We start from the raw sequence: 26,953 nt of genomic DNA on the forward strand, positions 1-26,953 counted from the left end.
GGCCCCGAAGGGGTCGGGTGGGGGTATCTCTCCGCGAGTCCGGCGCTCGTGACTCACCCCCACCCTCGATCCCTCCCCACAAGGGGGGAGGGAAGGACGACTGCGCTCCCTTTACCATGGCTCACGCCACCGTCATTAACCCCGCGCTCTCTCCGCCTACATCTTGCCGCCATCGCTGTGTTAACCTCCTGATAACAGTCGGGGCCGGAACACATGCAGCTCAAGCCAAACGCCTACCGCCTCAACGAAACCGTCAAGAGCGTCGAGACGATGTCGCGCTTTGCCCTGGCCGTGCTGGCACTGGCTTCGGGCGTCTATACCTATCTCGGGGTGCGCGGGCTGCTCGATGGCTCGGCCAGCTTCGTCTTCTTCGCGGCGGTGATCTATTCGGCCGCCGTATCGGTGGCCATTTACGCCTTCTGGAGCTTCATGCTGCGCTTCGTGCCGCTGGTGACTTCGGGCGTGCAGCGCATCGGGTTGTTCCTCACCATGGCGGTGGGCTGTGCCATGATCATCGCCATGTCGAGCTGGCTCAATGCGGCGGCCCTGGCCGGTTCGGCCGCGCTGGAACAGCATATGGCGGTGACCCTGCAGGGCTATGCCGAGGATCTCGACCAGGCCCATGCCAATGCCTTGGCCAGCCAGAGCCTGCTGCCCGATGTGGAGCGCGCGGCCGAGCGCTTTGCCGGGCTGGCCGCCGATGAGCGCGAAAGCGGCGCGCTGACCGGCACGCAGGGCTCGGGCAGCGTGGTGCAATTGCTCACCCAGATGAGCGCGCAGATGAACCAGCTCGCATCAACCATTACCGGTAGCCGCGAGGAAGTGACGCTGCTGTTCGAACAGGGCTCGGCCCGGCTCGCCACGATGCGCGAACTGGTGTCGACGCCCGGCGCCATCGAGCCACGCTCCGACAGTTTCCAGGCCGAAGCGGTGCAGCTTTCCGCCGTCATCGCCGCCCTGCAGCAGACCGATGTGGCCGCTTCGGTGAAGCGTGCCTCGGCCGATCTCAGTGCCGGCTTCATCGCCCCGGTCGCCGATGGCCGCTCGGGCGATCTGGCCCTGCGGCAGGACCAGGTGATGGAAACCGTGCGGGCCTCGGTCGCCAGCCAGTCGGCGGCACTGACCACGGCAGCCGACGAAATCCTCGCCACGCCATCGGTGGAGCAGCGCCGCTTCGTGCCGCTGTCCAGCGCCGAGGCGGTGATCCGCTATTGGCAGGATTTCATCCCGAGCTGGGCCGGCGCCATTTCCATCGACCTGCTGCCCGTCGTGCTGGTCCTGGTGCTGATGATCGTGCATGACGCCATGCGCCGCGACTCCGCTTCGCTGGAAGAGGCCGAAAACATCACCGCCGCCGAAATGCTGCGCGCCATGGCGCTCTATCGCCAGATGGAGGCGGCCGGCATCGATGTGGCGACCGGACGACCCATGCCGGAGCCCGAACCCATGACGCCGGAACCGATCGAGGAAGTGGCCGAAGCGCCGACCGAAACCGGCAAGGTGACCCCCATCGATGCGGCGCAGCACAAGCGCACCGATACGACCCGCCCGGCATGAAGACCGAGGCCAATGCCCGCGCCGCCAGCGAAAGCGGCTCCTTCTACCAGCGGACGGTCAGCGCCATTGCCGGTATCGAGGATGGCGCCATCCTGCGAGTGGCATTTTTCGCCCTGCTCGCCGGCACCGCCTCGGTGCTCTATGTCGACTATCGCGAACTGACCGCCAATGAGGGCGCGGCCCTGGCCATGCCCACCCGGCCCATCCTGCCGCCCTTCGATCCGGCAGGGCCTGATGATGCCAATGCGCCAAATGTAACCACCAGCCCCGAAGTGCTTGAACAGCCGCTGGAAATCGCCCTGGTGCCCGGTGGAGAACTGCGCCTGACCGGCTCGATCGACCTCGGTTCGGCCGAGCGCTTTGCCGCCGAGATTGCGGCGCGGGGCGAATACGTAGAGACTGTGGTTCTCGATTCGCCCGGAGGATCGGTCGTGGATGCGCTCGCCATAGGCAGTCTGATCCATGAAAAGGGCCTTGCCACCAAGGTCGCTGCCGGCTCCCTTTGCGCCTCGTCCTGCCCCATCATCTTCGCCTCGGGCAAGGTTCGGATCGCCAGCGCAGAATCGGCCATCGGCGTGCACCAGATCTATGCCGCAGCCCTGTCGGGCGAGCCGCAGAATGCGCTGCGCGTCGCCGGCACGGCCATGAGCGACGCCCAGACCACCACTGCCGAGATCATCAGCCACCTGACGAAAACGGGCGTAGACCCGGCGCTCTGGCTGCATGCGCTCGAAACCCCGCCGGACCGGCTCTACTACTTCAACCAAGAGGAGATGACGCGTCTCAACCTTGTCACCGAACTGGACGACAATTGATCCCATAGCGGGGAACCGGTGGAGGACCGGGCCCGTTTTACGAGGTTAGTAACCATATCTGCAGGGGAGGCCACATGACCCAGATTCACACGCTTACGCGCCATCGCGACATCCAGAACTGGGTGACCGACCGGCACGGCATTCCGGCAATAGCCCGGGTGCGCAATCGCTTCGGCGAAGAGCGCGCCCAGCTCAAGCTGAGCTTCCAGCGGCGCCTGAAACCGCAGATGGAAAGCCAGGACGACGGCATGAGCCCCTGCTCATGGACGGCATGGCTGGCCGAACTGGACCGCCAGCAACTGGCACTCAAGGTCGATCTGGCGGCGGACGATTTTGAACTGGTGGATCGCAGCCAGGCGAATTGAGTTCGTAACGAAGCCCCCCTATTTGACCCACCCACAATCGCTTCCCCCGGACTTGATCCGGGGGTCATTCGCCGCTTGTACCGAGGGAAGAGTGACCCGCGGATCAAGTCCGCGGGAGGCGCCGGTGAATGTGGTGAGATCGTGGGTGCCCCGGGCACCCAACCCAAGCAGCATTGCCCAATTCCCCATCTTCTGACTCTATGCGGGTTAACAGGAACAACCCGCTCGCATGACCCGCTCCCAGATCGCCCTTGTCCTGCATGCACTGGTGCTGATCGCGGCGCTGGCCTTCATCGTGCCTGTTCTGACCGAAGCGTTGGGCGGACCGCGGGGCTTTCTGTTGTCCCTGCTGGTCTATTGGCTGGGCTTCTGCCTGCCGGTGATTTTCTTCCATGTGCGGGGGCGCCGAAGCCCGCAGCTCTTTTCGGAAAAGCTGGCCTGGCGCGACTGGTTCGTGCCGGGACTGTTGCTGCTGCAGGTCGGCGCCGTGGGCCTGGTGGCCTTCGTGCCCAATACGGCTTTGCTGACCACGCATGGCGCGATGCTGGCCGGGCTGGTGGCGCTGATCAATGGACCATTGGAGGAAGCGGCCTGGCGCGGCGGCTTCCTGACCCGCTTTGCCGAACGACCCCGACTGGGTTTCGTGCTGAGCCTGGTGCTGTTCACCGCCTGGCATGTGCCGCTGGCGCTGAGTCACGGCATCACCTTTGACGGTGGCTGGCTTTACCTGGTCGGCGGCGCGGCGGCCCTCGGCCTGATCTGGAGCTGGATCGCCTGGCGCACCGGCTCGATCTTCTGGACGGCGCTAGCGCATGTCCTGACCAATGCGCTGACCTTCTGGGTGCTGTTCGACACCAATGGCTTCTTGGCTGCCCTCAGCTACCAGCCGTAATCGAGCACGGTCAGCGAGCGGGTGCGGCCGTCATCGAGCCATTCGATGGATGAATTGCGGCGCATGCCGATCAGCGCGGCGCCGACCGGCCCCAGGATCGGCACGCTGCCCTTTTCGCCAAAGGCGCGGTTGGGATAGATCAGCCGCCCGATTCGCGTCAGCGGCTCCTCGTCGAGCCGGAACATGACGCGATGGCCCATAGAGACGCCGGCCGGGTCCCATGGCTGGCAAACCTCGGCGCGGTTCAGCTCGCGCTCCAGATAAGCCGAGACATAGGGCATGGTCATGCTGACCCGCTCGGCGAGCAGCATGACGCGATTATAGTCGTCAGAATTGACCAGGATTTCAGGCAGCGGCTGCGAGGGGAACACGTCTGGGCTCATAGGTTCGTCATATCACGACTTTGCTGATGGAAAAATGCACCGTCAATAGGCGAAAAGCATCAAATCTGAGCAACTTGTGTCAGCTTTATTGACCTAAGCGCGCCGCCGTGGCAGATCAGTGCCGCATATTTATGCGTTATGCACATTTTCCGCTCATAGGGGCTAACCATGACCGACGACACCCTGCTAGACCGCGCCTTGATCCGGCTCGAAGAGGCTGCAAGCCACCTCCAGATCGACCAGGATGTCATCGAGAAACTCAAATACCCGCGCGAGACCACCAAGACGCGCCTGCTGATCCGCATGGATGACGGCTCGCGCAAATCGTTCCTGGCCTGGCGCTGCCGCTATGACGATACGCGCGGCCCCACCAAGGGCGGCATCCGCTTCCATCCGGACAGCACCATCGAGGAAGTCGAAACGCTCGCCTTCTGGATGACCTTCAAATGCGCCGTGATGAACCTGCCCTATGGCGGCGGCAAGGGCGCCGTGCGGGTCGACCCGCATGCTCTGTCCAAGACCGAGCTGGAGCGCCTGTCGCGCGCCTATATGCAGGCCTTTGCCAGCACGGTCGGTCCCGACCGCGATATTCCGGCACCCGACGTCTATACCAATGCCATGATCATGGGCTGGATGGCCGACGAATATAACCAGATCACCGGTTCGGTTTCGCCCGCCGTCATCACCGGCAAGCCGATTGCGCTCGGCGGCTCACTGGGCCGCAACGACGCCACCGCGCGCGGCGGCTTCTATCTGGTGCGCCACCTGGCGCAGGAACTGGGCCTCTCCGGTTCGCGCACCGTCGCCATCCAGGGCTTCGGCAATGCCGGCCAATATTTCGCCCAGTTGGCCGATGAGGACGGCAACAAGATCGTTGCGGTGTCCGATTCCCACCGGCGCCATCCACAAGCCCGACGGGCTGGACGTGGCGCGGCTGATCGAAGGCAAGAATGCCGGCCGGCACGTTGCCGACATGGCTGCCGAACTGGGCGCCACGGTTATCCCCTCCGATGACCTGATCGCCGTCGAAGCCGACCTGCTGGTGCCCGCTGCGCTGGAAGAAATGATCACCGCTGACAATGCTGCCTCGATCAAGGCCAAGGTGGTGCTGGAACTGGCCAATGGCCCGGTAACCTCGGAAGCCGACAAGATCCTGACCGACAAGGGCATTGTCGTGCTGCCCGACATCCTGGCCAATGCCGGCGGCGTCACCGTCTCCTATTTCGAATGGGTGCAGAACCGCCAGGGCTTCTACTGGGACCTCGAAGAGATCCATGCCCGCCTCAAGAAGATGATGGAGCGCGAAGGCCGCGCCGTCTGGGCCATTGCCCAGGATCGCAGCGTCTCGGTGCGCTCGGCCGCCTATATCCACGCACTGGGGCGCCTGGCCACCGCCATCGAGGCGCACGGCACCCAGCCCTTCTTCGCTGGCTGAAGCGAAGCACAACGCTGAACGCGCAAAAGCCGGCCTTCGGGCCGGCTTTTTCGTGTCCGGCAGGACCGATCCAGCCCTGCACACCCTTGCACAGCGGGCCAAAATGCCTCTATGTGCGCGGCAAAGGCGTAACCACCAGTACGGCGAGGATTTTCATGGCCACCCATTCCCTATTCCTGCTGCCCGGCGACGGCATCGGCACCGAGATCATGCTCGAGGTGGAGAAGCTGATCAAATGGACCAATTCCGAACAGCTCACCGATTTCTCGACCGATGCGGGCCTGGCCGGCGGCTCGGCCTATGACAAGTATCAGGTGGCCATCACCGACGAGGACACCGAAAAGGCTAAGGCCGCCGATGCAGTGATCTTCGGCGCCGTGGGCGGGCCGAAATGGGACGATGTGCCCTATGAGCACCGCCCGGAAGCCGCTTTGCTGCGCCTGCGCAAGGAAATGGCCGTTTTCGCCAATCTGCGTCCCGCCATCTGCTACCCGGCACTGGCCGACGCCTCCTCGCTCAAGCGCGAACTGGTGGAAGGCCTCGATATCCTGATCGTGCGCGAGCTGACCGGCGGCGTCTATTTCGGCGAGCCCAAGACCATTACCGATCTCGAGAATGGCCAGAAGCGCGCCGTGGATACCCAGGTCTACGAGACCTATGAAATCGACCGCATCGCCCGCGTCGCCTTCGACCTGGCCCGCACCCGCAACAACAAGGTGCATTCGGCCGACAAGAAGAATGTCATGAAGTCCGGCGTGCTGTGGGACGAAGTGGTCAAGGGCGTCGGCAAGGACTATGCCGATGTCGAGCTGCACCACATCCTTGCCGATAACGCGGCCATGCAGCTGGTGCGCAACCCCAAGCAGTTCGACGTGATGGTGACCGACAACCTGTTCGGCGACATTCTTTCGGACGTCGCGGCCATGCTGACCGGTTCGCTCGGCATGCTGCCTTCGGCTTCGCTTGGTTCGCCCGATCCGGCCACCGGCAAGCGCAAGGCCTTCTACGAGCCCGTGCACGGCTCGGCGCCTGACATTGCCGGCAAGGGCATTGCCAATCCGATCGCCATGATCGCCTCGGTCGCCATGGCCCTGCGCTACAGCTTCGGCATGATCGAGCTGGCAACCAAGATCGAGAACGCCATTTCGGCCGTGCTGTCGGACGGTCTGCGCACCGGCGATATCGCCCAGGACAATCGCAAGACGGTCGGTACGGAAGAAATGGGCGCGGCGATTTTGGCTAAATTGAAAGCCTAAACCCCTCAGTCGACACCCTCCCCCTTGCGGGGAGGGATCAAGGGTGGGGGGCGGTTGGCCCCAATTCCATCGTGGCTCTCGACACCCCCTCCTAGCCTCCCCCGTCAAGGGGGAGGTACCGCGCAGTGGCTGTGACGACATCGCACTCAAAAACAAAAAAGCCCCGGCGCTCGCGCGCCGGGGCTTTCGTATTTTCGGCGCCGGACTTACTCGGCGGTGGTTTCCGCAGCAGCTTCCTCGGCGGCCGGGGTTTCCACGGGAGCTTCTTCGACCGGAGCTTCCTTGGGGGCGTTCTTGGCTTCTTCGATGGCGGCAGCCTTGGCGGCCTTGTCTTCGGCGCGCTGGGTGGCCTTCTCGCCCGGCTTGGCCTTGTTCGGGTTGTTGCGCGCATCGCGCTTGGCAACGCCGGCCACGTCGAGGAAGCGCAGCACGCGGTCGGTCGGCTGGGCGCCGACATCGAGCCAATGCTTGGCGCGCTCGGTGTTCAGCACGACGCGGTTTTCCGCATCCTTGGCCAGCAGCGGGTTGAACGTGCCGAGCTTCTCGATGAAGCGGCCGTCGCGGGGCGAACGGGCATCGGCAACGACGATGTGGTAGAACGGGCGCTTCTTGGTGCCACCACGGGCGAGACGGAGCTTGAGGGCCATTTTCTTGGTATCCTAGGTTTGGTTGAAACGACTATTTCTTCTTGCCCAGGCCGGGAAGGCCGGGGAAACGGGGAGCACCGCCAAGGCCGGGAAGACCCGTACCGGCGGATTTGAACAAGGCGCCAACGTCAGTTGGCAGCTTTTCGGCAAGTTGGGGCGTCTGCACCGAAGGCAGGCCCTTGAGCTGGTTGGGATCGATGCCGGCCTGGCGGGCCATCTGTTCGAGCTGGGCCGGGTCCATCTTGGAGAGGTCGGGCATGCCACCGAGCATATTGCCCATCTTGCCGCCGAACATGCCGCCCAGCGCACCCATCCCGCCCTTGCCGACCTTTTTCATCATGTCGGCCATCTGGCGGTGCTGCTTGCTCAGCTTGTTGATCTCGGAAACTTCGACACCCGCGCCGGCAGCGATACGCTTGCGCCTGCTGGCATTGAGCAGGTCGGGATTGGCGCGTTCCTTTTTCGTCATCGAATTGATGATGGCGATCTGGCGATCGAACACCTTCTCATCGACATTGGAATTGGCCATGGCCTTCTTGATCTGGCCGGCGCCGGGCAGCATGCCCATGAGCCCGCCCATGCCGCCCATCTTCTTCATCTGCAGCAACTGGGCGCGCAGGTCTTCGAGATCGAAAGAGCCCTTCTTGAGCTTTTTCGCCATTTTCTGGGCGTCTTCGGCCGAAACGTGCTCGGCGGCCTTTTCGACCAGCGAGACGATGTCGCCCATGCCCAGGATGCGGTCGGCGATACGGGAGGGGTGGAAATCCTCCAGCGCGTCCATCTTTTCGCCGACGCCGATCAGCTTGATCGGCTTGCCGGTCGCGGCGCGCATCGACAGTGCCGCGCCGCCACGGCCATCGCCGTCGACGCGGGTCATCACGATGCCGGTGACATCGAGACGTCCGTCAAAGCTGCGCGCGACGTTGATGGCATCCTGGCCGGTCAGCGCATCCACCACCAGCAGGATTTCATGCGGATTGGCGATATCCTTGATGGCGACGGTCTCGGCCATCAGCTCTTCGTCGATATGGGTGCGGCCGGCCGTATCGAGAATGAGCACGTCATAGCCACCCAGACGGCCTTCGCGCTCGGCGCGGCGGGCGATCTCGACGGGCGTCTCGGATGTGACGATGGGGAGCGTATCGACGCCGACCTGTTCGCCCAGCACGCGCAACTGCTCCATGGCGGCGGGGCGGCGCGTATCGAGCGAGGCGAGAAGGACCTTCTTCTTCTGCCGGTCGGTCAGGCGCTTGGCGATCTTGGCGGTGGTGGTGGTCTTGCCCGAGCCCTGCAGGCCGACCATCAGCAGCGTGACGGGCGCCTTGGCATTGAGGTCGATGCTGACGCTATCGGAACCCAGTACGGCGACCAGCTCGTCATGGACGATCTTGACCACCTGCTGGCCCGGCGTCACCGAGCGGGTGACTTCGGCGCCGACCGCGCGTTCCTTGACCTGTTCGACAAAGGCGCGGACCACTTCGAGCGAAACGTCGGCCTCGATCAGCGCCCGGCGGATTTCGCGCATGGCGGCATCGACATCGGCAGCGTTCAGCGCGCCGCGGCCACGGAGTCCGTCGAAGATTTTGCCAAGCCGGTCTGAAAGGCTCTCGAACATTTTTGGTCGTCCTTTTCGCTCACGGGCCGCATCGCTCAGCCACCGACGCGCTCAATCCGCGCTGGCGGCTTCGCTGGCCCTCCGCGGGGGCGGCGAACGGTCGCCGGGGTCCTCGCTTCGCTCGTCCAGTGAGCCATATGGTATCCATCAGTCCAAACGCCAAACCCACCCGCGGGCGCAACGCGCTGGCGGATGGTGGCCTCCGGGATCGGTTTATACCCTTGAGGGGTCCCGGTCGGCTGGTCAGGAGCAAAGCCTGATGAATGGGCCAGCGTTTAGGGGAAAGGCGGCGGAGAGTCAAGGAAAGGGGTCGCCTCGATGATCGGAGTTCCCCTTCTCCCCTTGAGGGAGAAGGTGCCCGAAGGGCGGATGAGGGGTGTCGGACTCTCCCTGCGCTCAGAAGCATGGGATAGCGCAGTACCCCTCACCCGGTTTTCCGCTGAACGCGGAAAACCACCCTCTCCCTCAAGGGGCGAGGGGTGGCTCCACTCCTGGCCTTTCCACGCCTAAACCCTATACGCCACCCGCAAGCCACCCCAGTGGCGGCCATTGACCGTGATGGGGGCCGAACAGTCCTTCATCAGCGCGAATTGCCCGCCGCCCATGTCGCGCCGATAGGTCTGCAACAGGAAAGGCCGGGTGGAGCGACCGGCCGACAGGCCGGTGCGATCGTTGAACATGCGCCGGTTGCGGCAATTGGCGGCGTTCCACACCGGATCGTCCCCCTGTGGCTGGGAATAGATGGCATTGTGGGTCGGCAGGTACCCGTTGCGATCCACCGCCGCGCAGAAGGCGATGCGCTTGTCAAAGCCCAATACCGGCTCCTGCACATCGGGCAGGACGCGGTCAGTAAAGGCGGTGAAGCGGGCCATCAACTGCCTGGGATCGCTGCCGGGAATTTCGCGATAGGCCTCGTCGAACAGGTCCGCCATGCTGATCTGCCCGCGCGCCACGGCCGTGCTGAACAGTTCGGAAATCTCGTCGGCCTTGGCCCGGGCCAGATCGATGAAACCAGCATCGGCGGTTTCAAAACCGCTCTCGACCAGGAACAGCATGAACTCTTCCGAGATCGACAGGATCGACTGTGTGCGCGTCTCGGCCTGGGCCAGGTGACCGCGGCCGGCCGCGACGCCATCGGCCAGGGCCGACAATTCGCCCTGCATGGTTTCGAACCCGGCCACCGATTGCTCGACCGGCCGGGCCATGGCGTCGATATCGCTGACGAGGCGATCGACCGAACCGACCAGCTCTGCCAGCGTCGCACTCGCCTCGGCGGCCGCGCCGGAATCCGCCATGGCCTGCTGCGCCGCTTCGGCATTGCCACCGGCCTGCACGCCCAATGCCCCCAGCGCCTGGCTCAATTGCGCGAGATTGTCGCTGGTCTGGCTGGAAAAGCCGTGGATCTGGTCGGCCAATCCCTTGACCGCATTGGCGATGATGGCAAAGCCACGCCCGGCCTCGCCGGCCCGCGCCGCCTCGACCGAAGCATTGAGCGCCAGGAGCTTGGTTTCCCGCGCGATCTGGGCAATGGCGGCGCTGGCCGCCTCGACGTTGCGAATGGTGCCCGAGACGCCATCGAGTGTGGTCTTGATGCTCATGGCGCCATCCGACAGGGTCGCCATCGTATCGGCGGTGCGCGTCACCGCCCCCGAAACCGCCGCGGTGCTCTGCTGGAGAATGGCCCGCATATCGGCCGCGGCCGCCCGCGTCGTGGTCATCGACTGGCCGAGCTGTCCTGCGGCCGCATTCATCTCCCCGGCGGCATTGCGCGCCGCTTCGGCCTGCAATTCCTGCTGCTGGCTGATAACCGACAGGTCCGCGATCAGCCCGGCGACATCGGCAATCTCCACGCCCAGCCGCCCGACCCGGTCGCCGATATCGCTTTGGCGCGCACCATCGGCATGATCCGGCGCAAGTCTTGATGCAGTATTGGCCGTCATGCTTCCCCCCGGCGCAGCATCGGGAAAGACTAGGGGCGAATGCGTAACGAAAGATTAACCCTGTTTTACTCGGTTCGGATAATGGTGACCTTGCCATGCGCCGGCAATAATGTGGCGGTGAAACCAGCCGCCGCCAGCCGGTCGAGGGATTTCGCGGCAAAGGCATGGCCCTTTCTGCTATCGGGCGGCGGATCGAAGGCAAGCACGATCCGGCCACCGGGCCGCAGCAGGTTTTTCAGCATGACAGGCCAGCGCGTACCCAGCCGCAGATTGAGGTCGACATTGACGGCGAAGATGGCGTCGAAGACCGCGCCGCCGAAATCGGCCTCTTCCAGCGCCACGGCCCGCGTCACCAGGCGGCCGGATGCCAGCGCGGCTTCATTGCCGGCCTCGACCGCATCGATCATCTTCTGCGAGCGATCGAGCGCCGTGATAGTGCCCGATGTGAGCCGCTCCAGCACCAGCCGCACAGCGACGCCGTGACCACAGCCGATTTCGAGCGCGGCTTCGCTGCCGGTCAGGGCCAGCGCGGAAACGGCGGCGCTATGTCTGTGGGCAATCGGCATATCGAATAACCGGGAGACCTCATGGTGAGCCTGTCGAACCATCAGGATGAGGTCTCAAGACGTTTGGTTCAAGTCCGGCCTAAAGCCCGCGGCCAGCCAGCTTCATGACAAGGCTGCGCAAGCCCTTGGGCATGTTGAACATGGCCTTCTTGAGCAGCGGCCGCATCGTCTTGTCCCAGCTCTGGAGCACCAGCATGCCGCGCGGCGTGACCGGCAGGGCATAATCGCGCACCGTGACCACTTCGGTAGCCCAGGTAAGCTTGTAGGGCATGACCGGCACCATCAGGTCGGCGCCGTCAAGGCCCCGTTCGGCACAGGCATGAATGACCTCGCCCAGATGCAGCTTGCCGGGGCTTTCGTCCGAATTGGAGAAATCCCGCGAGGCGACGAAGGCATAGTAGCGCTGCTTGTGGATGAAGCCCCATTGCTCGGCAATGGGCTCGTCCTTGTGGCGCAGCGACATGGCCATGACAGGCAGGTCCGCCCTGTCGGCCATGGACGCGCAGAAACCCCTGAAGGCGGTATCGCGAAAGGCCCGCGAGGTCAGGCCCTGGTCTTTGAGCCGGTTGGCGCGGCCGCTCAGGGTCCGCTCGATGACCTCAAGCCTTTCCTCGGCACCATCGGCGATGTGATGGGTCACCGCGCCGTCGCGCTCCAGCCGGTTGCGCGCATTGCGCATATTCTTGCGCGTCTTGGGCTTGATGGTCTGGAAATAGGCCACGTAATCGTCAAAGGCGCTGAGCGCGACATAGGGTGCGCCCTGTTCGGTGCCGGTGACCAGATGGTTTTCCGGCATGCCCTTGGCGAGCAGGCTGTCGCTGCGCACCTTGAGGAAGCTCACCGCATCGCAGGGCGCCGCCTTGATGGCAGTGCGCAACAGGCGCGCAATCACGTCGCGCGGCTCCAGCCCGGCCCCAACCAGGATATCGGAATATTGGCTGAAGGCATGGCCGAGCGGCGCCAGCACGGTGCGGGCGCGGGTGCGGATACGCTCGAGCGGCAGCACGGCGACGAGGCGTTGCCCGTCGCTAAGCGTCGCCACGACCGGATCGAAGGCGACATTGCCGCGCCTGGCCTCGAAATCGAAGATCGCCCTGGCCCAGCCGCTGCCCTGGAACAGCACGGCGCCATCGACCTGCCGTTCCAGCTCCTGCCATTGATGCGCCATGGCATCGAACGCCTCGCGCGTCCGCACCACATCGGTACGCAGCGCGCTAATCCCCACATCGACGCGATCGACCGCACGAAAGTGCCGCCGTTCATCGATGCGGTTAAGGGCCGAGAGAGCGGTCATTTGCTGAAAGAATAGCCCTCGATATCGCGCACACCTTCGGGCGCGCTGGGATCGACCTGGAAATCGACTGTGTAGACTTTCTTCTTCTGCGGATTGAGCGGGGTGAACTTGACCAGACCCGCCAGGCCCAGCTTGGCCAGGTAGGAGGCGCCGGTCACCTGCTGGCTGAGCTTGTTGAGCCCCAGCTTGGAGCGCAGGAAGCCATTGGCATAGTTGACCGCGTAATGCTTGCGCAGCTCGTCGGTCCAGTGCTCGGTGGTGAAGGAGACATTGAGCATGTTCTCGTTGACCACGCGATGCGGCCCGTTGAGCGGCCAATGCAGCATCTTGCCAGCCTCGAGCATGTGGACTTCGGCATAGTCGTCATACCAGCCCTCATAGGGCATGTCGGTTTCACGCAACTGGCCCAGGATCAGCTTTTCCAGCGCCGGCTGGGAAATGAAGGGGCGGCTGGCGGGATAGACATAGACCTTCTTGGTGCCGCGCACCTGCCACAGGCTCTGGCCAGGCACGTCGGAATGATACTTCACCGACACATTGGGCGAGGAGATGAGGATGGTCAGGTTCCGCTTGTAGCTGCGGAAACCCGGAACGCGTTCCTCGAATTCGGCATAGAGGCTGTCGAGCAGTTCGCCATAGGCCGGATCGACACTGGCCGGCGCGGTGAGATTGACCCAGATATTGCCGTTCTTGACCACATCGAGCACATCCTTGCCGGACAGGCCCTTGATCTCGCCTTCGCGGCGCTTGGGCGGGTTGCCCGGCGTCTTCTGCGAATAATTGACGTGGTAGGCCTCGCGTGGGCTCTTGTCGATCAACCGCGCCAGCGCATCATCGCTGAACAGCGGCGAAGCGGCCAGCCGGTGGCTCAGCGCCAGCGAATGATTGCCCCACAGGGACGGAAAGTGAGGCTGCCAGTCGGTGATGATCTGGTCGGTCTGCATGGTCATGTTCATGGCGCCGGGCTCCAAAGCGGTGGCGGAGAGGGTCGATCCTCATTCATCTGTCCGGAAGGTAACTCACAAGCTCAGCTTTAGCGCGGCCAGACTGGTATGCTGGTTAAAGCGCCATGAAGTGCGAAACCCTTACAAAATATGAATATTTTTAGGTTTTGACCCAAGGCGCCACTCACCACCACGTCGGGAACTGGAAGAGCACTGTTGCGCTGCCTGCACTGGCAATTTTCACTCATATCCGCCATATAGGGCGCGAAAAGTGTATGAATCCGCTTTTGACGAGGACAGACCATTGAGCGGCGTGCCGTTTCTCAAGATGAACGGGCTGGGCAACCAGATCATCGTGGCCGACATGCGCGGCCGCGCCGATCGGGTTACGCCCGCTGCTGCCATCGCCATCAACGCCACCGAGGGCACCAGGTTCGACCAGATCATGGCCGTGCATGATCCACGCACGCCGGGCACGGCGAACTATATCGAAATCATCAATTCGGACGGCTCCATCGCCCAGGCCTGCGGCAATGGCATGCGCTGCGTGGTGCAGGCGCTCACAGCCGAGCAGGGACGACAGCGTTTCACCTTCGAGACCGTGGCCGGCATCCTCTTCGGCGAGACCCGCGACGATGGCATGATCACCGTCGATATGGGCACGCCAAAATTCGCCTGGTACGACATTCCGCTGGCCGAAGAATTTGCCGATACCCGCAAGATCGAATTGCAGATCGGGCCGATCGACGCGCCGGTGCTGCATTCCCCTTCCGTCGCCTCGATGGGCAATCCGCAGGCCACCTTCTGGGTGCATGACGATGTGTGGAATTATGCACTCGACCGCTTTGGGCCGATGCTGGAAAACCACCCCATCTTCCCCGAACGCGCCAATATTTCCATTGCCCAGGTGGCGGCGCAGGACAAGATCATCCTGCGCACCTGGGAACGCGGCGCCGGCCTGACCGAGGCTTGCGGCACCGCCGCCTGTGCCGCCGTGGTCAATGGCGCCCGCACCCGCCGAACGGCACGAGCAGCGACCGTTACCCTGCCCGGCGGCGATCTGTTCGTCGAATGGCGCGACGATGACCACGTAGTGCTGACCGGCCCGGCGGAGCTGGAATGGACCGGCACGCTGGACCCCATTTCCGGCCTCTGGGCGCGCAACGAGGTGGCGGCCTGATGGCCGTGGAAACGGTCACATTCGGCTGCCGGCTCAACGCCTATGAGGCCGAGGTGATGAAGAGTGAGGCCCAGAAGGCCGGGCTCGACAATGCCATCATCATCAATACCTGCGCCGTCACCGCAGAGGCGGTGAAACAGGCCAAGCAGGCCGTGCGCAAGGCGCGCCGCGACAATCCGGCAGCCCGCATCATCGTCACCGGCTGCGCCGCCCAGACCGAAGCGCGCAGCTTCGGCGACATGGCGGAGGTCGACCTGGTCATCGGCAATGCCGACAAGATGAAGGCGCAGAGCTATGCGCCCATGGTGTTCGGTACCCCGCTCAACGACAAGGTGCAGGTCAACGACATCATGAGCGTGCGGGAAACCGCCGGCCACCTGATCGAGGGCATGGACGGCCGCGCCCGCGCCTTCGTCCAGGTGCAGAATGGCTGCGACCACCGCTGCACCTTCTGCATCATCCCCTATGGGCGCGGGCCGTCGCGCTCGGTGCCCATGGGCATGGTGGTGGAGCAGGTGAAAAAGCTCGTCGCCAATGGCTATCGCGAAGTGGTGCTCACGGGCGTCGACATCACCTCCTATGGCCCCGACCTGCCCGGCAGCCCCACTTTGGGCAAGCTGACCCAGGCCATATTGCGCCACGTCCCCGACCTGCCGCGCCTGCGCATTTCCTCCATCGATTCCATCGAAGCCGACGAAGCGCTCTATGATGCCGTGGCGTCAGACCGGCGCCTGATGCCGCACCTGCATCTGAGCCTGCAATCGGGCGATGACATGATCCTCAAGCGCATGAAGCGCCGGCACAGCCGCGACGACGCGCTGGCCATTGTCGGCAAGCTGCGTGCGCTGCGCCCCGACATGGTATTCGGCGCCGATATCATCGCCGGCTTCCCCACCGAAACCGATGCCATGTTCGCCAATACGCTTGCTATCGTCGGCGAGGCGGACCTGACCTATCTACATGTCTTCCCCTATTCGCCGCGCGAAGGCACGCCTGCTGCCCGCATGCCGCAGGTGAACAAAAAACTCGCCCGCGACCGCGCGACCTTGTTGCGCGCCGAAGGTGAGAGCCAGTTCCAAAAACTCTGCGCCAGCCGCGTCGGCGCGATCGAAAATGTGCTGGTCGAACGCAACGGGCTGGGCCGAACCGAACAATTCGTGCCCGTCGCCGTGCCGGGGTCGCAACCGGGTGAATTGCTGTCCGTTCGCATTACCGGCACCGCCGCCGACGGGCTGGTGGGCGAGGCGCTGAAGGAAGCGGCTTGATCTGGGCACGCCCTCGTGGTTCGACAGGCTCACCATGAGGACGACTTAAAGAACGAGCCAACCAATAGACCTCATCCTGAGCTTGTCGAAGGACGAGGTCGTGGCACGGACCAAAGGCACACGCATGACCGACAAGAAGCCGGGATTTTTCAAGCGCCTGTTCGGCGGTGGCGATACGCCCGCGCCGCCCGAAACGCGGCCGGAAACACCGGTCCCCGCGCCCGATCCCGTAAAGCCCACGCCGGAGCCGCCGCCTGATATCGTGCCGGAGCCCGAGCCGGTCCCCTTTCCCGGCCCGCCCGAAACCACGCCTGATTATGTCGAGGATATCGAGGACGCGGCGGCCGCGCAGCAGCCGGAGCCTGAGCCCGAGCCGGAAGTCGAGACCATTCCGGTGGCCGTCGATCCGCCCGCCGTGGTGGAAGTGCCGGTCGAAGCGCCGCGCCAGGGCTGGTTTGCCCGGCTGGCCACCGGCCTCAAGCGCTCGTCGGACCAGCTGACCGGCTCGATCACCTCGGTCTTCACCAAGCGCAAGCTCGATGCGGCAACGCTGGACGAACTGGAAGACGTGCTGATCCAGGCCGATCTCGGCATCGAGACGGCCATGGCCATCACCGAAACCCTGCGCCGCGACCGTTTCGACCGCGATGTGTCGGGCGAAGACGTGCGCGCGGTGCTGGCCACCGAGGTCGAGAAGGTGCTCGGCCCAGTGGCGCTTCCGCTGGAAATCGACCCGGCGCAAAAGCCCTTCATCATCCTGATGATCGGCGTCAACGGCTCGGGCAAGACCACGACGATCGGCAAGCTCGCCCAGAAATTCGCCGCCGAAGGCAAATCGGTCATGCTGGCGGCCGGCGACACCTTCCGCGCCGCCGCGATCGAGCAGCTCCAGATCTGGGGCCAGCGCACCAATGCCCCGGTGATCTCACGTCCGGCCGGGGCCGACGCTTCGGGGCTCGCCTTCGACGCGGTGACCCAGGCGAAAGCCGAAGGCCGCGACATTCTCATCATCGACACCGCGGGCCGCTTGCAGAACCGCGACGAGCTGATGAACGAGCTCGAAAAGATCATCCGCGTCATCAAGAAGGTCGACCCGTCAGCGCCGCATGCCACGCTTTTGACGCTGGATGCAACCACCGGGCAAAACGCACTCAAACAGGTGGAAATCTTCGAGAAAAGAGCGGGCGTGACCGGGCTGGTCATGACCAAGCTCGACGGCACGGCGCGCGGCGGAATTCTGGTCGCCATCGCCCGGAAATTCGGCCTGCCGGTGCATTTCATCGGCGTGGGCGAAAGCGTGGGCGATCTCGAACCATTTACTGCGAGTGACTTCGCCAGGGCGATCGCGGGAGGGGAATAGCCCCAATCTCACCACGCTTGCGGTCTATCCCGCCTTGCATCACCCGGCGCTTGCCCTCACATTGCAACGCGTCGAACTGAAAGCCTTGCCCATGGTCGAAAAAGCCACCGAGAAAGCCGAGCCCGAAATCAACTGGGACGAGTTGCGTCCGCAGCTCACCAAGATGGCGCTCGAACTGGGCCCGCTGGTGGTGTTCTTCATCGCCAATGCGCGCGCCGACATCTTCGTCGCCACCGCCTGGTTCATGGGCGCCATGGTGATCTCGCTGGTCCTGACCTGGATCATCCTCAAGAAGATCGCCGTCATGCCGCTGGTGACCGGCGTGGTCGTGCTGATTTTCGGCGGGCTGACACTCTGGCTGCAGGACGATACGTTCATCAAGATCAAGCCAACCATCACCAATTCGCTTTTCGCGGCGGTGCTGCTTGGCGGCCTGCTGTTCGGACAGTCGCTGCTGAAATATGTGTTCGGCGACGTCTACAAGCTCCGCCCCGAAGGCTGGAGCAAGCTGACGCTGAACTGGGGCCTGTTCTTCGTGGTGCTGGCGGTGATCAACGAAGTGCTGTGGCGCAATTTCTCGACCGATATCTGGGTGGCCTTCAAGGTCTGGGGCGTGATGCCGCTGACCGTGATCTTCTCCATCACCCAGGTCGGCCTGCTGAACAAATATGCCCCGCCGGCCGAACCCAAACATGTGCCGCCCATCGTGGTGGAGAGCTGAGGCGCCAGCGCCTCAGCCAAACACCCCGACAATCGCCCCGTCGATCAGCAACACCGCCAGCAGATAGCCGCTATCGATCAGCGTGAGCGACCAGCGCGCGCCCTGGTAGCGATGGTTGAGCACCATCGATGTGACCACAAAGCCCAGCCACATATGCGCGCCGACGATCAGGCCATTGCCGACGCTGAGCGAACCGGTCAGCAGCGGGGTCAGCAGGGCGATGAAATAGGCCATGACCAGCAGGCACAGCACCGACCACAGATAGGGCGTGTAATCGGCCTTGTTGATCTCTTCCGGCTTCTTGCCGATGGCGGCGGTCCATTGCCGGGCCAGCAGCATGTACCAGCCGGCCCCGAAACCCCAGCTCACGACGGTGGCCAGGATCACGGCCAGCCAGTTGACGGCGAAATGCGACATGATTGATCTCCCCCGAAGCGCTGTTTGCGGTGGGGAAGAATAGCGCCGAGAGCGCCGACAGCCTAGAGTCTCTCCACGTCGTTCCGTGGCTCCCGTCACCCCACCCTCAATCCCTCCCCATCAAGGGGAGGGAGGCGCATGGGAGAGGTCTGTGGTCCAATGCTACCTCATCACCAGGCAGGCTTCCCTCCCCCCTTGTGGGGAGGGAATGAGGGTGGGGGTAAAGCCGCGGACACCAGCCCTAGGGCTACAGCCCACCCATCTTGCAGATCAGCTTCCACTCGTCCTCGCCGACCCGTGACACCGAGAGGCGCGAGAGCCTGACCAGTTCGAGATTGGCCAGTTCCGGCGTCGCCTTGACCGTGGCCAGGGTCACCGGCTTGGGCAGGGGTTTGACCGCTTCGACATCGACGCATTGCCAGACGATCTTGCCCTTGTCGTTCGGCTCGGCGGTACTATCAGGGTGAGCCAGGGCGATCACCTTGATGATACCAACGATCTCCTTGCCGATATTGGAATGATAGAAAAAGGCCAGGTCGCCCAGCTTCATCTCCATCATGTTGTTGCGCGCCGTGTAGTTGCGCACGCCATGCCATTGCTCGGGTTCGCCGCGCTTGGTCTTGGCCATCATGTCGTCGAAGGAGAAGACATCAGGCTCCGATTTCATCAGCCAATAGGCCATGGCTAGAACTCCCGTCCGCTATGATTGAAGGCGATGCGCCAGGGCTTGACCTCGACCGAGCCGAAAATGCCCTCGGACACGAAGGGATCGGCCAGCAGCACCGCCTTGGCCGCTTCGAGATTATCAGCTTCGAGCACCAGCAGCGAACCCTCCGGATTGCCATCCTCTCCCATCAGCGCGCCGGCGAAGACGAGCTTGTCGCCCATGGCGGCAAGATGATCCATATGCACCGGCCGCATGGCGGTACGCTTGTCGCCGGTGCCCGGTCTGTCCCTGGCGATCATGACGAAGAGCGGCATGGGATCAATCCTCCCGTTTGAGTGGGCGGGACATCAGCCCCGCAACGACTGTGGCAATATCGGCGCTGCCGCTGAGCACGGCATGCACCGCCTGGATCAGTGGCGCCTCGACAGCGAGGCTTCTGGCCAGCGCATCGGCAACCGGCGTGGTGGCGACGCCCTCGGCCAGCTTGGCCCCGCCGGCCATGATCGCCTCGACCGACTGGCCGCGGCCCAGAGCCATGCCGAACTGGTAATTGCGCGACTGCGCCGAGGTGCAGGTCAGCGTCAGGTCGCCCAGTCCGGCAAGACCCGTCAGCGTCGTGGCCGAGCCGCCCATTGCGGAGACCATGCGCGCCATTTCGGCATAGGCCCGGGCAATCAGCGCCGAACGGGCGGACGCGCCGAGCCCCGCGCCTTCGACGGCGCCACAGGCCAGCGCATAGACATTCTTGAGCGCCCCGGCGATTTCGACGCCGATCCGGTCGTCGGCCGCATAGGGGCGGAAACTGGGACCGGCCAGCGCGGCCGCCAGCGCCGAGGTCTCATTGGCATCGTCGCCGGCCAGCGTCACCGCGGTCGGTCGACCCGCCGCCACATCAGCGGCAAAGCTGGGGCCGGACAGGACAAAGGGAATGGAATCGGGCGCCATATCGAGCAGGATTTCGCTCTGCCGCTCCAGCGTGCCGGTTTCGAGCCCCTTGGCCGAGAGCACAACCGGCTTGCCGGCCAGCAGAGCCGGATCGAGTGCGCCCAGCGCCACGCGGCTCGATTGTGCCGGCACCGCGAGGATGACGATATCGGCGGGGCTCGCGGCGATCGCGGCGGTGATGGCGGGGTGCAATTGCTGTGCCCCGAGATAGCGGACATTGGTGCGGCTGGTATTGATCTCGTCGACCTGCGCCGCATCGCGCGCCATCAGCGACACTGTGCGGCCCGCCATGGCGGCAGCCTGCGCCAAAGCGGTGCCCCAGGCACCGCCACCAATGACCGATACCGTTTCAAGCCGCATCGGGCGCAACCTTCATGTCGTCGAGATCGAGCGGCCAGCGCGGCCGCGCGGTGAATTCGAGCCCGTCATGCACGCCAAGAGCGAAACGTTCGGCCCCGGCCCAAGCGACCATGGCGCCATTATCGGTGCAGAGCGCGATGGGCGGCACGATGAGCGTGGCGCCAGCTTCGGCGCAGACAGCGCGCAGGGCCGAACCGATGGCCTGGTTGGCAGCTACGCCGCCGGCCACCACCAGTTGCGGCGTGGCGTCGGGCAGTTCGGCCCTGAACTTCGCCAAAGCCTGGCCGGCCCGCACGGCGACAATTTCGGCTACCGATGCCTGGAAGCTGGCGGCGATATCGGCCACGTCCTGGTCGCTGAGCGGCGCCAGCGCCTCGGCCTGCAGCCGCACCGCGGTCTTGAGACCGGAGAAGGAAAAATCGAGCCGCGCCTCACGCAACAGCGGGCGGGGGAACTTGAAGCGCTTAGGATCGCCGGATTTGGCGATGGCTTCGACAGCCGGCCCGCCGGGATGGCCGAGGCTCAACAGTTTGGCCACCTTGTCGAAGGCCTCGCCCAGCGCGTCGTCGATCGTCGTACCCCAGCGCTCGTAATCGCCGACGCCGCGCACCAGCACGAACTGGCTGTGCCCGCCGCTCACCAGCAGCATCAGATAGGGAAACTGCACCCCATCGGTCAACCGCGCCGTCAGCGCATGGGCTTCGAGATGATTGACCGCGATCAGCGGCTTGCCGAGCGCCGCGGCCAGCGCCTTGGCGGTGGTGAGGCCCACCAGCACGCCGCCGATCAGACCCGGCCCGGCCGTGGCCGCAATGGCGTCGACCTCATCCAGCTTTATGCCTGCCTCGCGGCAGGCCTGGGCGATGATGTGGTCGAGATAGGTGACATGGGCGCGTGCCGCGAGTTCGGGCACCACGCCGCCGAATGCCGCATGTTCATCGAGCTGGCTGCGCACCACATTGGAACGAATCGTGCCCCTTCCGGATTCGTCGCGCAGGACCACTGCCGCCGCGGTTTCATCGCAACTGGTCTCTATGCCGAGGATAATGGCTGGCGCTTGCCCGGTCACGACGAACTGGTTACTCCCTCTGGGGATGGTTCTGCCTACTATAGGACGCAAAGACATTGCAATCGCCCACCCCCTTCGCCCGCATCGGAACACGTGGCAGCCCGCTGGCTCTGGCCCAGGCGCGGCTGGTACGGCGCCTGCTGTCGGAAGCCCATGGCGTCAGCGAGGATGATATCGCCATCGAGGTGATTTCCACCGGCGGCGACCGCAGCCAGGCCAGCAATGCCAGCCTGATCGAAATCGGCGGCAAGGGCCTGTTCACCAAGGAAATCGACGAGGCCATGCTGAGCGGGCGCGTCGATATCGGCGTGCATTCTTCCAAGGACGTGGCGACGCGCCTGCCCGATGGCATAGACCTCGTCGCCTTTCTCGAACGCGAGGACGTGCGCGATGCCTTCCTGTCGGTCAAGGCGCGGGATATCGACTACCTGCCCGAGCGGGGCAAATTCGGCACCTCGTCCATCCGCCGCGCCGCGCAGGTTTTGCGGGTGCGGCCGGACCTGACCATCGTGCCTTTCCGCGGCAATGTCGGCACGCGGCTACAGAAGCTGCTCGATGGCGTGGCCGATGGCACCATGCTGGCCATGGCCGGGCTCAACCGGCTGGGTGAGGGCCATCGCGCCACCGCCTTGCTCGACCCCGAAATCTTCATGCCCGCCCCGGCGCAGGGCGCTATCGGCCTGGCCGTACGCAGCGATGATGCGCGCATGGCCGAACTCGTCGCGGCGCTCGACCATGAGCCGACCCACCGTTCTATCGCGGCCGAACGCGCCATGCTGGCTGTGCTCGACGGCTCCTGCCGCACGCCGGTAGGCGCGCTGACCCGGCTCGATGGCGCAACCCTCACCCTCAAGGGGCAAATCCTCAGCCTGGACGGCCGCACCGAATTCAACAGCGCCGCCACCGGCAGCGACCCCGACGCGCTTGGCCGGCAGGTGGGCGACGACCTGATCGCCCAGGCCGGCACCGATTGGCTGGCACAATGGGCGCAACGCTCATGAAGATGCTGGTGACACGGCCCGAGCCCGACGCACAGGCGACGCTGGCGCGGCTCGATGCGCTCGGCATCGCCGGTGTTGCCGTGCCGCTTATGGTACGGCAGACGCTCGAGGCCAGCCTGCCGCCGCCCGATGGCTTTACCGCCATGGTGCTGACATCAGCCAATGCCGTCCGTGCCCTCGCCGACCGGGACATGCTGGCGCCATATCGGCACCTGCCGGTTTTCGCCGTGGGCGACCATACGGCGCGCGAGGCCAGCGAAGCCGGCTTTATCAGGGTCAGCAGCGCGGCGGGAGCCTTTCAGGACCTGGTCAACGCCATGACCATTGCCCGCATGAAAGGGCCGATCTTCTATCCCGCCGGCAAGCATCAAAGCGCCGATCTGGCCAAGGCATTGGCCCCGCTGGGCGTGATGGTGGCGACAGCAAAAGTCTACGAAATGGTGGCGGCCGATGCCCTGCCCGACGCTGTTCTGGCCGAGCTGGGCGAGGAAATCGGCGCGGTGCTGGCCTATTCGCGGCGCTCGGCCGAGATATTTGCGCGATTGGCCGACGCCCTGCCGCGGGATCGGCGCAGCCGGCTGGCCATGCTGTGCATGTCCGAAGCGGTGGCCGAACCGCTGCTCGAAGCCCGCTTCAGCCGCATCAGCCTGGCCGACCGGCCCGACGAAGACGCCATGATGTCGCTCGCTTTGGCTTTTGCCCGCGAGCAAACTGGGCCATGATCGGCCCCGAGAAGAGGACAATCAGCCATGGCGGATAGCAAGGATAGTGATTCCAAGCCGACCGGGAGCAAGACCGGCCCGGTCAAGCCGCCGGTGCTGGACCTCAAGCCGCGCGAGACCGGTGCCGACAAGCCGGAGGCCAAGCCTGCCCAGGCAAAGAGCGAGCAAGCAGCAGGCAAACCGGCGGCAAGCCCGCAGCAGGCCGGCGGCTTTGCCTTCGGTGCCGCAGTCCTTGGCGGCGTGCTCGGCCTCGCCGCGGCCTATGGCCTGGCCTGGTTCGGCCTGTGGCCAACCGCACCGGCTCCGGCTCCCGTCGCCGACCCGCGCCTGGCGCAATTCGCCGCCGCCATTCCCGAACTCGAAACGGTGACCCAGACCACGCAGAGCGAATTGGCGGCGTTGAACCAGCGCATCGGCGCACTGGAATCCGCCGAGCCGGCCGCACCCGCCGCGGCCAGCGCCGCTCCTGTCGATCTCGGCAGCATCGAGGGCGACATCGCCGCCTTGACGGCGCGGATCGATACGCTGGGCACAGCGCCCGCCCCTGCCACCGACAATGACGCAGTCGAAACCCTGCGCAGCGATCTCATGGCGCTGACCACCCGGCTCGATGAAGTCGCGGCGCGCCTCGGGACAGCCGAAGCCGGTTTGCGTGACCTCGACACCACTGTCAGTCAGACCACTGCTGTTCTGGCCGAGCAGCCCGGCGATATCGGCGCGGTGCTGCAATTGCCGCTGATCCTGTCGGGCCTCGAAACCGCCTTCGATACCGGCCGGCCCTATGCCAGCGAACTCGGTGCCCTGCGCGCCGCCCTGCCGTCTGCAAGCGTGCCCGCTGCCATCACCAACAGCGCCGAAACCGGTCTTACCCGGCCCGATATCATAGCCAGCCGGTTCGCCACGGTATTGCCCGCCATGCTGGCCGGGCGCCCGGCCGATCCCGATGCGCAATGGCAGGATGGCGCGCTCGACTGGTTCCGCTCGGCCATCGCGCTGCGGCCCACCGGCGAAATCGCGGGCGACACGCCCGAAGCGGTCATGTCGCGCCTCGAAGGCGCCATTGCCCGCCGCGACTTCATTGCCGCCGAAACCCTGCTCGCCGCCCTGCCCGCCCCGATGCTGGCGGCTGGCGAGGACGTGCCGGCTCTGGTGGCCAGCCAGGCCGAAGCCACCCGCTTCCTCGACACCCTGCGCGCCAGCGCCCTGTCCGGCGAGGCCGGCCAATGATCCGCCTCGCTTCATGGATCGTTGGCAGCCTCGTCGTCACCGCCTTGGCGGCCTGGCTCATTTCGCTGCCCGGCACGCTGACGCTGGAAGCGGCCGGCTATCGCATGCAGCCCCGGCTGGGCGCCGCCATCGTCATCTTCATCCTGGTTGCCATCGTGGTCATCGGGCTCTGGGCCATTCTCCGCCGCATCCTGTCGGCGCCGCGCAACATGGCCCGCCGCCGCAGCGAGCGCCGGCGCGAACAGGGTGTCGAAGCCCTGTCCGACGCCATTGTGGCCCTGCAGGCTGGCGACCCGGCCCGCGCCCGCATGCTGGCAAGGGACGCACAGGCACGCCTGCCCACCAATGCCGCCGCACGCCTGCTCGAGGCCCGCGCCGACCTGGCTTTGGGTGACATGCCGGCCGCCCGCGAGCACTACCGCGCCCTTATCGCCAGCGAAAAGACCGCCGTGGCGGCGCTGACCGGTCTCTATGATCAGGCGCGCGCCCAGCATCGGCCCGAAGCAGCGCTGACCTTTGCCCGCAAGGCTTTGGCGCTGGCGCCGCAAAGCGGCTGGGCCGCCGATGCCGTGTTCGATGACCTGGCGCGGCGCGGCCAATGGGCCGCGGCAGTGGCCATGGTCAATGTGGAGCAGGCGCAGAGCCGCGAGGACCGCGCCCGCAAGCGGCGGCGCCAGGCGGTGATCGAAACCGCCCGCGCCCGCGAGGCCGAGACCAGCGATCCGCTGGCCGCACTCGATCACGCCCTGACGGCGCTGAAACTACTGCCCGATTTCGTGCCCGCCGCGCTGATCGCCGCGCGCATCCACATCAACAGGGGCGATACACGCAAGGCGATGAGCCTGCTGCGCCGCATCTGGCGCGCCACCGGCCATCCGGATGTGGCGGCGCTCTATGCCCATGCCCAGCCCGGCGCTTCGGCGGTGGAACGCCTCAAGCGGCTGGGCGAGATCATCGAGACCCCGCCGCCCCATCGCGCCGCCGGCATGGCCCTGGCCCGAACCGCCATCGATGCCTATGACTGGCCTCTGGCCCGCAAGGCGCTGGCGCCCTTTATCGGCGCCGATGCCACCCAGGGCGTGGCCAGCCTCATGGCCGAAATCGAGGAGGGCCAGAGCGGCGACCAGGGCAAGGCCCGCGAATGGCTGGCCCGCGCCGTACGCGCCCCGCGCGACCCGGCCTGGACCGCCGATGGCCTGGTCAGCGACGAATGGGAGCCTATGTCCCCGGTGTCCGGCAAGCTCGACGCCTTCGAGTGGAAAATCCCCATGACCGTCACCGCGCGCCCGGCCGCCGACCCCGTCCCACCGCAATTGCCCGCGGAAGCCCCCTTGCCTCTTGCACCGGCCGCAAACCCAACGTAAAAGGCCAGCCGTTGCCGCTTTAGCTCAGTTGGTAGAGCACATCATTCGTAATGATGGGGTCGCGTGTTCGAGTCACGCAAGCGGCACCACTTCCCTTCAGCTCCCAATATGCAGCGCACCCGCTGCCTCCTCATTTGCATTCTGACTCAGTAGGTCCCATTGAGCGGGTTGGATAAGCCGCCCAGGGGGCAGAACGATCCAGCCGTCAATATCGTCGCCCACGGCAACGAAATCCCCCACCGCAACGCACAGCGCCGTCAACGCACAGACGAACGCCGCACGGTCGTCATGGTTGACGATATCGTTTGGATCGGTCGAAAGTTGCCTGCCTGGAAGGCAGTACTCTATCAGAGATTCTAGGCAGCCAATTGCTGCAAGATGCCGGAAGAATGTATCTGACCGATCGCCTCTGCGCGCGGCAAGGGCCACGGGATCGCCTATCATTAAGCCAAGAAAAGAACTCGGGAAAGCCTCGACCAGAGCCTTAGAGTCGATCGCAACACTGTGCTGTGCGTCCTGTACGTTGCCATGGGTAACGACATGGCGAACGCACTCGTTGGAATGATGGTTTAGCGACTTGCCAATCGGCGCACTGGATTGTCCCGGTTTGCCGATCAACGGCCGCAAGCGTCGGGTTAGCATCCGCTCGGCGGTTCGATAGCGACCTATGATATCAAAGCCCCGCCGCAATGGGCCATCGAAGGCTGCAACTGTGATCTGGTGACCGCTGACACTTTTAAAAATAGCCTGCTCGCGTTCCGGTTCAGAGGCTCGGAACCGATTGATCTCCCATGAAACGAGCGAGGCAGTCCAATTGAGTCTACAGATCGCGCTTGAGCGGCGTGTCGGTGAACAACCGACATCGATACCGATAACTGCGCCATCCGTTGCAACCATTCTCTTCTCTCGCCGTGGTCGTTCGAGCACTAGCACAGGTTATGTTATA

26 protein-coding genes, 1 tRNA gene and 1 pseudogene are annotated in these 26,953 nt (G+C 64.7%); 15 read left to right on the forward strand and 13 right to left on the reverse strand.

Features of this window, described 5'->3' with window-relative positions:
* Positions 1-213: 213 nt before the first annotated feature.
* The 4 genes from FPZ08_RS15805 (at position 214) to FPZ08_RS15820 (ending at position 3,629) form a co-directional block, all read left to right on the forward strand.
* On the forward strand, positions 214-1,557 hold the full coding sequence (locus FPZ08_RS15805) for a hypothetical protein (protein WP_146290892.1): 1,344 nt from the start codon (positions 214-216) through the stop codon (positions 1,555-1,557).
* Positions 1,554-2,372: a COG3904 family protein gene (locus FPZ08_RS15810; protein ID WP_246132682.1), complete on the forward strand. Its 819-nt coding sequence runs from the start codon at positions 1,554-1,556 to the stop codon at positions 2,370-2,372. The genes FPZ08_RS15805 and FPZ08_RS15810 overlap by 4 nt, the downstream gene beginning before the upstream one ends.
* 74 nt (positions 2,373-2,446) lie before the next feature.
* Positions 2,447-2,737, forward strand: a complete 291-nt coding sequence (locus FPZ08_RS15815; protein ID WP_146290893.1) for a hypothetical protein — start codon at positions 2,447-2,449, stop codon at positions 2,735-2,737.
* Positions 2,738-2,966: 229 nt separating this feature from the next.
* Positions 2,967-3,629 (forward strand): CPBP family intramembrane glutamic endopeptidase, encoded by a 663-nt coding sequence (locus FPZ08_RS15820; RefSeq protein WP_146290894.1) that lies wholly within the window; start codon positions 2,967-2,969, stop codon positions 3,627-3,629.
* Here the strand turns inward: FPZ08_RS15820 and FPZ08_RS15825 are convergent.
* Positions 3,617-4,012: a GreA/GreB family elongation factor gene (locus FPZ08_RS15825; protein WP_146290895.1), complete on the reverse strand. Its 396-nt coding sequence runs from the start codon at positions 4,010-4,012 to the stop codon at positions 3,617-3,619. The genes FPZ08_RS15820 and FPZ08_RS15825 overlap by 13 nt on opposite strands.
* Positions 4,013-4,180: 168 nt before the next feature.
* On the opposite strand from FPZ08_RS15825, the pseudogene FPZ08_RS15830 reads away from it, so the two are divergent.
* Positions 4,181-5,447 (forward strand): annotated as a pseudogene (locus tag FPZ08_RS15830) (Glu/Leu/Phe/Val family dehydrogenase).
* A 155-nt stretch (positions 5,448-5,602) separates the two neighbouring features.
* Positions 5,603-6,703 (forward strand): 3-isopropylmalate dehydrogenase, encoded by a 1,101-nt coding sequence (leuB, locus tag FPZ08_RS15835; RefSeq protein ID WP_146290896.1) that lies wholly within the window; start codon positions 5,603-5,605, stop codon positions 6,701-6,703.
* A gap of 206 nt (positions 6,704-6,909) precedes the next feature.
* On the opposite strand, the gene rpsP is transcribed toward leuB, so the two are convergent.
* From rpsP to FPZ08_RS15865, 6 genes are all read right to left on the reverse strand, one after another.
* A complete protein-coding gene (rpsP, locus tag FPZ08_RS15840; protein ID WP_146290897.1) occupies positions 6,910-7,350 on the reverse strand; it encodes a 30S ribosomal protein S16 in 441 nt (146 codons plus the stop codon).
* Positions 7,351-7,381: 31 nt separating this feature from the next.
* A complete protein-coding gene (gene ffh / locus FPZ08_RS15845; protein WP_146290898.1) occupies positions 7,382-8,965 on the reverse strand; it encodes a signal recognition particle protein in 1,584 nt (527 codons plus the stop codon).
* A 506-nt stretch (positions 8,966-9,471) separates the two neighbouring features.
* Entirely contained in the window at positions 9,472-10,905 is a 1,434-nt protein-coding gene (locus tag FPZ08_RS15850) for a methyl-accepting chemotaxis protein (protein WP_146290899.1), read from the reverse strand.
* Positions 10,906-10,970: 65 nt separating this feature from the next.
* Complete coding sequence (locus FPZ08_RS15855; protein ID WP_186767041.1) at positions 10,971-11,471, reverse strand: class I SAM-dependent methyltransferase; 501 nt, start codon at positions 11,469-11,471, stop codon at positions 10,971-10,973.
* A gap of 79 nt (positions 11,472-11,550) precedes the next feature.
* Positions 11,551-12,765 (reverse strand): GNAT family N-acetyltransferase, encoded by a 1,215-nt coding sequence (locus tag FPZ08_RS15860; protein WP_146290901.1) that lies wholly within the window; start codon positions 12,763-12,765, stop codon positions 11,551-11,553.
* Positions 12,762-13,721 (reverse strand): hypothetical protein, encoded by a 960-nt coding sequence (locus tag FPZ08_RS15865; RefSeq protein WP_146290902.1) that lies wholly within the window; start codon positions 13,719-13,721, stop codon positions 12,762-12,764. The genes FPZ08_RS15860 and FPZ08_RS15865 overlap by 4 nt, the downstream gene beginning before the upstream one ends.
* A gap of 316 nt (positions 13,722-14,037) precedes the next feature.
* Here FPZ08_RS15865 and dapF point away from each other — a divergent pair, with 316 nt between their 5' ends.
* The 4 genes from dapF (at position 14,038) to FPZ08_RS15885 (ending at position 18,235) form a co-directional block, all read left to right on the forward strand.
* On the forward strand, positions 14,038-14,889 hold the full coding sequence (dapF, locus tag FPZ08_RS15870) for a diaminopimelate epimerase (protein ID WP_146293236.1): 852 nt from the start codon (positions 14,038-14,040) through the stop codon (positions 14,887-14,889).
* On the forward strand, positions 14,889-16,154 hold the full coding sequence (gene mtaB / locus FPZ08_RS15875) for a tRNA (N(6)-L-threonylcarbamoyladenosine(37)-C(2))-methylthiotransferase MtaB (RefSeq protein ID WP_146290903.1): 1,266 nt from the start codon (positions 14,889-14,891) through the stop codon (positions 16,152-16,154). The genes dapF and mtaB overlap by 1 nt, the downstream gene beginning before the upstream one ends.
* 124 nt (positions 16,155-16,278) lie before the next feature.
* Positions 16,279-17,514, forward strand: a complete 1,236-nt coding sequence (ftsY, locus tag FPZ08_RS15880; protein WP_146290904.1) for a signal recognition particle-docking protein FtsY — start codon at positions 16,279-16,281, stop codon at positions 17,512-17,514.
* A 61-nt stretch (positions 17,515-17,575) separates the two neighbouring features.
* Positions 17,576-18,235, forward strand: coding sequence for a septation protein A (locus FPZ08_RS15885; protein ID WP_425457550.1), 660 nt, complete (start codon positions 17,576-17,578; stop codon positions 18,233-18,235).
* Positions 18,236-18,247: 12 nt separating this feature from the next.
* On the opposite strand, the gene FPZ08_RS15890 is transcribed toward FPZ08_RS15885, so the two are convergent.
* The 5 genes from FPZ08_RS15890 to tsaD all read right to left on the reverse strand — a co-directional run bounded on the left by FPZ08_RS15890 (position 18,248) and on the right by tsaD (position 21,672).
* Positions 18,248-18,652: a DUF1761 domain-containing protein gene (locus tag FPZ08_RS15890; RefSeq protein ID WP_146290906.1), complete on the reverse strand. Its 405-nt coding sequence runs from the start codon at positions 18,650-18,652 to the stop codon at positions 18,248-18,250.
* 247 nt (positions 18,653-18,899) lie between these two features.
* Positions 18,900-19,334, reverse strand: a complete 435-nt coding sequence (locus FPZ08_RS15895; RefSeq protein WP_146290907.1) for an EVE domain-containing protein — start codon at positions 19,332-19,334, stop codon at positions 18,900-18,902.
* Between the two features lie 2 nt (positions 19,335-19,336).
* Positions 19,337-19,633 (reverse strand): YciI family protein, encoded by a 297-nt coding sequence (locus FPZ08_RS15900; RefSeq protein ID WP_146290908.1) that lies wholly within the window; start codon positions 19,631-19,633, stop codon positions 19,337-19,339.
* Between the two features lie 4 nt (positions 19,634-19,637).
* The gene (locus FPZ08_RS15905; protein WP_146290909.1) at positions 19,638-20,624 is read right to left on the reverse strand and encodes an NAD(P)H-dependent glycerol-3-phosphate dehydrogenase; all 987 of its coding nucleotides are present in this window, start codon (positions 20,622-20,624) and stop codon (positions 19,638-19,640) included.
* Complete coding sequence (tsaD, locus tag FPZ08_RS15910; RefSeq protein WP_246132922.1) at positions 20,614-21,672, reverse strand: tRNA (adenosine(37)-N6)-threonylcarbamoyltransferase complex transferase subunit TsaD; 1,059 nt, start codon at positions 21,670-21,672, stop codon at positions 20,614-20,616. The genes FPZ08_RS15905 and tsaD overlap by 11 nt, the downstream gene beginning before the upstream one ends.
* A 77-nt stretch (positions 21,673-21,749) precedes the next feature.
* On the opposite strand from tsaD, the gene hemC reads away from it, so the two are divergent.
* The 5 genes from hemC (at position 21,750) to FPZ08_RS15930 (ending at position 26,096) form a co-directional block, all read left to right on the forward strand.
* A complete protein-coding gene (gene hemC, locus FPZ08_RS15915; RefSeq protein ID WP_146290911.1) occupies positions 21,750-22,694 on the forward strand; it encodes a hydroxymethylbilane synthase in 945 nt (314 codons plus the stop codon).
* Positions 22,676-23,416: a uroporphyrinogen-III synthase gene (locus FPZ08_RS15920; protein WP_146290912.1), complete on the forward strand. Its 741-nt coding sequence runs from the start codon at positions 22,676-22,678 to the stop codon at positions 23,414-23,416. The genes hemC and FPZ08_RS15920 overlap by 19 nt, the downstream gene beginning before the upstream one ends.
* A 27-nt stretch (positions 23,417-23,443) precedes the next feature.
* Positions 23,444-24,643, forward strand: a complete 1,200-nt coding sequence (locus FPZ08_RS22035; protein WP_186767042.1) for a COG4223 family protein — start codon at positions 23,444-23,446, stop codon at positions 24,641-24,643.
* Positions 24,640-26,007, forward strand: coding sequence for a heme biosynthesis protein HemY (locus FPZ08_RS15925; protein WP_186767043.1), 1,368 nt, complete (start codon positions 24,640-24,642; stop codon positions 26,005-26,007). Before FPZ08_RS22035 ends, FPZ08_RS15925 begins: the two co-directional genes overlap by 4 nt.
* A gap of 13 nt (positions 26,008-26,020) precedes the next feature.
* A tRNA-Thr gene (locus FPZ08_RS15930) sits at positions 26,021-26,096 on the forward strand.
* A gap of 7 nt (positions 26,097-26,103) precedes the next feature.
* On the opposite strand, the gene FPZ08_RS15935 is transcribed toward FPZ08_RS15930, so the two are convergent.
* On the reverse strand, positions 26,104-26,904 hold the full coding sequence (locus FPZ08_RS15935; RefSeq protein ID WP_146290914.1) for a hypothetical protein: 801 nt from the start codon (positions 26,902-26,904) through the stop codon (positions 26,104-26,106).
* Positions 26,905-26,953 lie beyond the last annotated feature (49 nt).

The organism is Devosia ginsengisoli (genome assembly GCF_007859655.1).
Taxonomy (GTDB): domain Bacteria; phylum Pseudomonadota; class Alphaproteobacteria; order Rhizobiales; family Devosiaceae; genus Devosia; species Devosia ginsengisoli.

Coding starts and splice junctions, on each gene's coding strand:
- ffh (WP_146290898.1), bottom strand. CDS start 8,965: ATGTTCGAGAGCCTTTCAGACCGGCTTGGCAAAATCTTCGACGGACTC.
- FPZ08_RS15905 (WP_146290909.1), bottom strand. CDS start 20,624: ATGCGGCTTGAAACGGTATCGGTCATTGGTGGCGGTGCCTGGGGCACC.
- FPZ08_RS15810 (WP_246132682.1), top strand. CDS start 1,554: ATGAAGACCGAGGCCAATGCCCGCGCCGCCAGCGAAAGCGGCTCCTTC.
- FPZ08_RS15820 (WP_146290894.1), top strand. CDS start 2,967: ATGACCCGCTCCCAGATCGCCCTTGTCCTGCATGCACTGGTGCTGATC.
- FPZ08_RS15895 (WP_146290907.1), bottom strand. CDS start 19,334: ATGGCCTATTGGCTGATGAAATCGGAGCCTGATGTCTTCTCCTTCGAC.
- FPZ08_RS15815 (WP_146290893.1), top strand. CDS start 2,447: ATGACCCAGATTCACACGCTTACGCGCCATCGCGACATCCAGAACTGG.
- FPZ08_RS15805 (WP_146290892.1), top strand. CDS start 214: ATGCAGCTCAAGCCAAACGCCTACCGCCTCAACGAAACCGTCAAGAGC.
- rpsP (WP_146290897.1), bottom strand. CDS start 7,350: ATGGCCCTCAAGCTCCGTCTCGCCCGTGGTGGCACCAAGAAGCGCCCG.
- FPZ08_RS15860 (WP_146290901.1), bottom strand. CDS start 12,765: ATGACCGCTCTCTCGGCCCTTAACCGCATCGATGAACGGCGGCACTTT.
- mtaB (WP_146290903.1), top strand. CDS start 14,889: ATGGCCGTGGAAACGGTCACATTCGGCTGCCGGCTCAACGCCTATGAG.
- FPZ08_RS15855 (WP_186767041.1), bottom strand. CDS start 11,471: ATGCCGATTGCCCACAGACATAGCGCCGCCGTTTCCGCGCTGGCCCTG.
- FPZ08_RS15920 (WP_146290912.1), top strand. CDS start 22,676: ATGGGCGCAACGCTCATGAAGATGCTGGTGACACGGCCCGAGCCCGAC.
- FPZ08_RS15865 (WP_146290902.1), bottom strand. CDS start 13,721: ATGAACATGACCATGCAGACCGACCAGATCATCACCGACTGGCAGCCT.
- dapF (WP_146293236.1), top strand. CDS start 14,038: ATGAACGGGCTGGGCAACCAGATCATCGTGGCCGACATGCGCGGCCGC.
- FPZ08_RS15935 (WP_146290914.1), bottom strand. CDS start 26,904: ATGGTTGCAACGGATGGCGCAGTTATCGGTATCGATGTCGGTTGTTCA.
- FPZ08_RS15900 (WP_146290908.1), bottom strand. CDS start 19,633: ATGCCGCTCTTCGTCATGATCGCCAGGGACAGACCGGGCACCGGCGAC.
- FPZ08_RS15825 (WP_146290895.1), bottom strand. CDS start 4,012: ATGAGCCCAGACGTGTTCCCCTCGCAGCCGCTGCCTGAAATCCTGGTC.
- FPZ08_RS15850 (WP_146290899.1), bottom strand. CDS start 10,905: ATGACGGCCAATACTGCATCAAGACTTGCGCCGGATCATGCCGATGGT.
- FPZ08_RS15925 (WP_186767043.1), top strand. CDS start 24,640: ATGATCCGCCTCGCTTCATGGATCGTTGGCAGCCTCGTCGTCACCGCC.
- ftsY (WP_146290904.1), top strand. CDS start 16,279: ATGACCGACAAGAAGCCGGGATTTTTCAAGCGCCTGTTCGGCGGTGGC.
- leuB (WP_146290896.1), top strand. CDS start 5,603: ATGGCCACCCATTCCCTATTCCTGCTGCCCGGCGACGGCATCGGCACC.
- FPZ08_RS22035 (WP_186767042.1), top strand. CDS start 23,444: ATGGCGGATAGCAAGGATAGTGATTCCAAGCCGACCGGGAGCAAGACC.
- FPZ08_RS15890 (WP_146290906.1), bottom strand. CDS start 18,652: ATGTCGCATTTCGCCGTCAACTGGCTGGCCGTGATCCTGGCCACCGTC.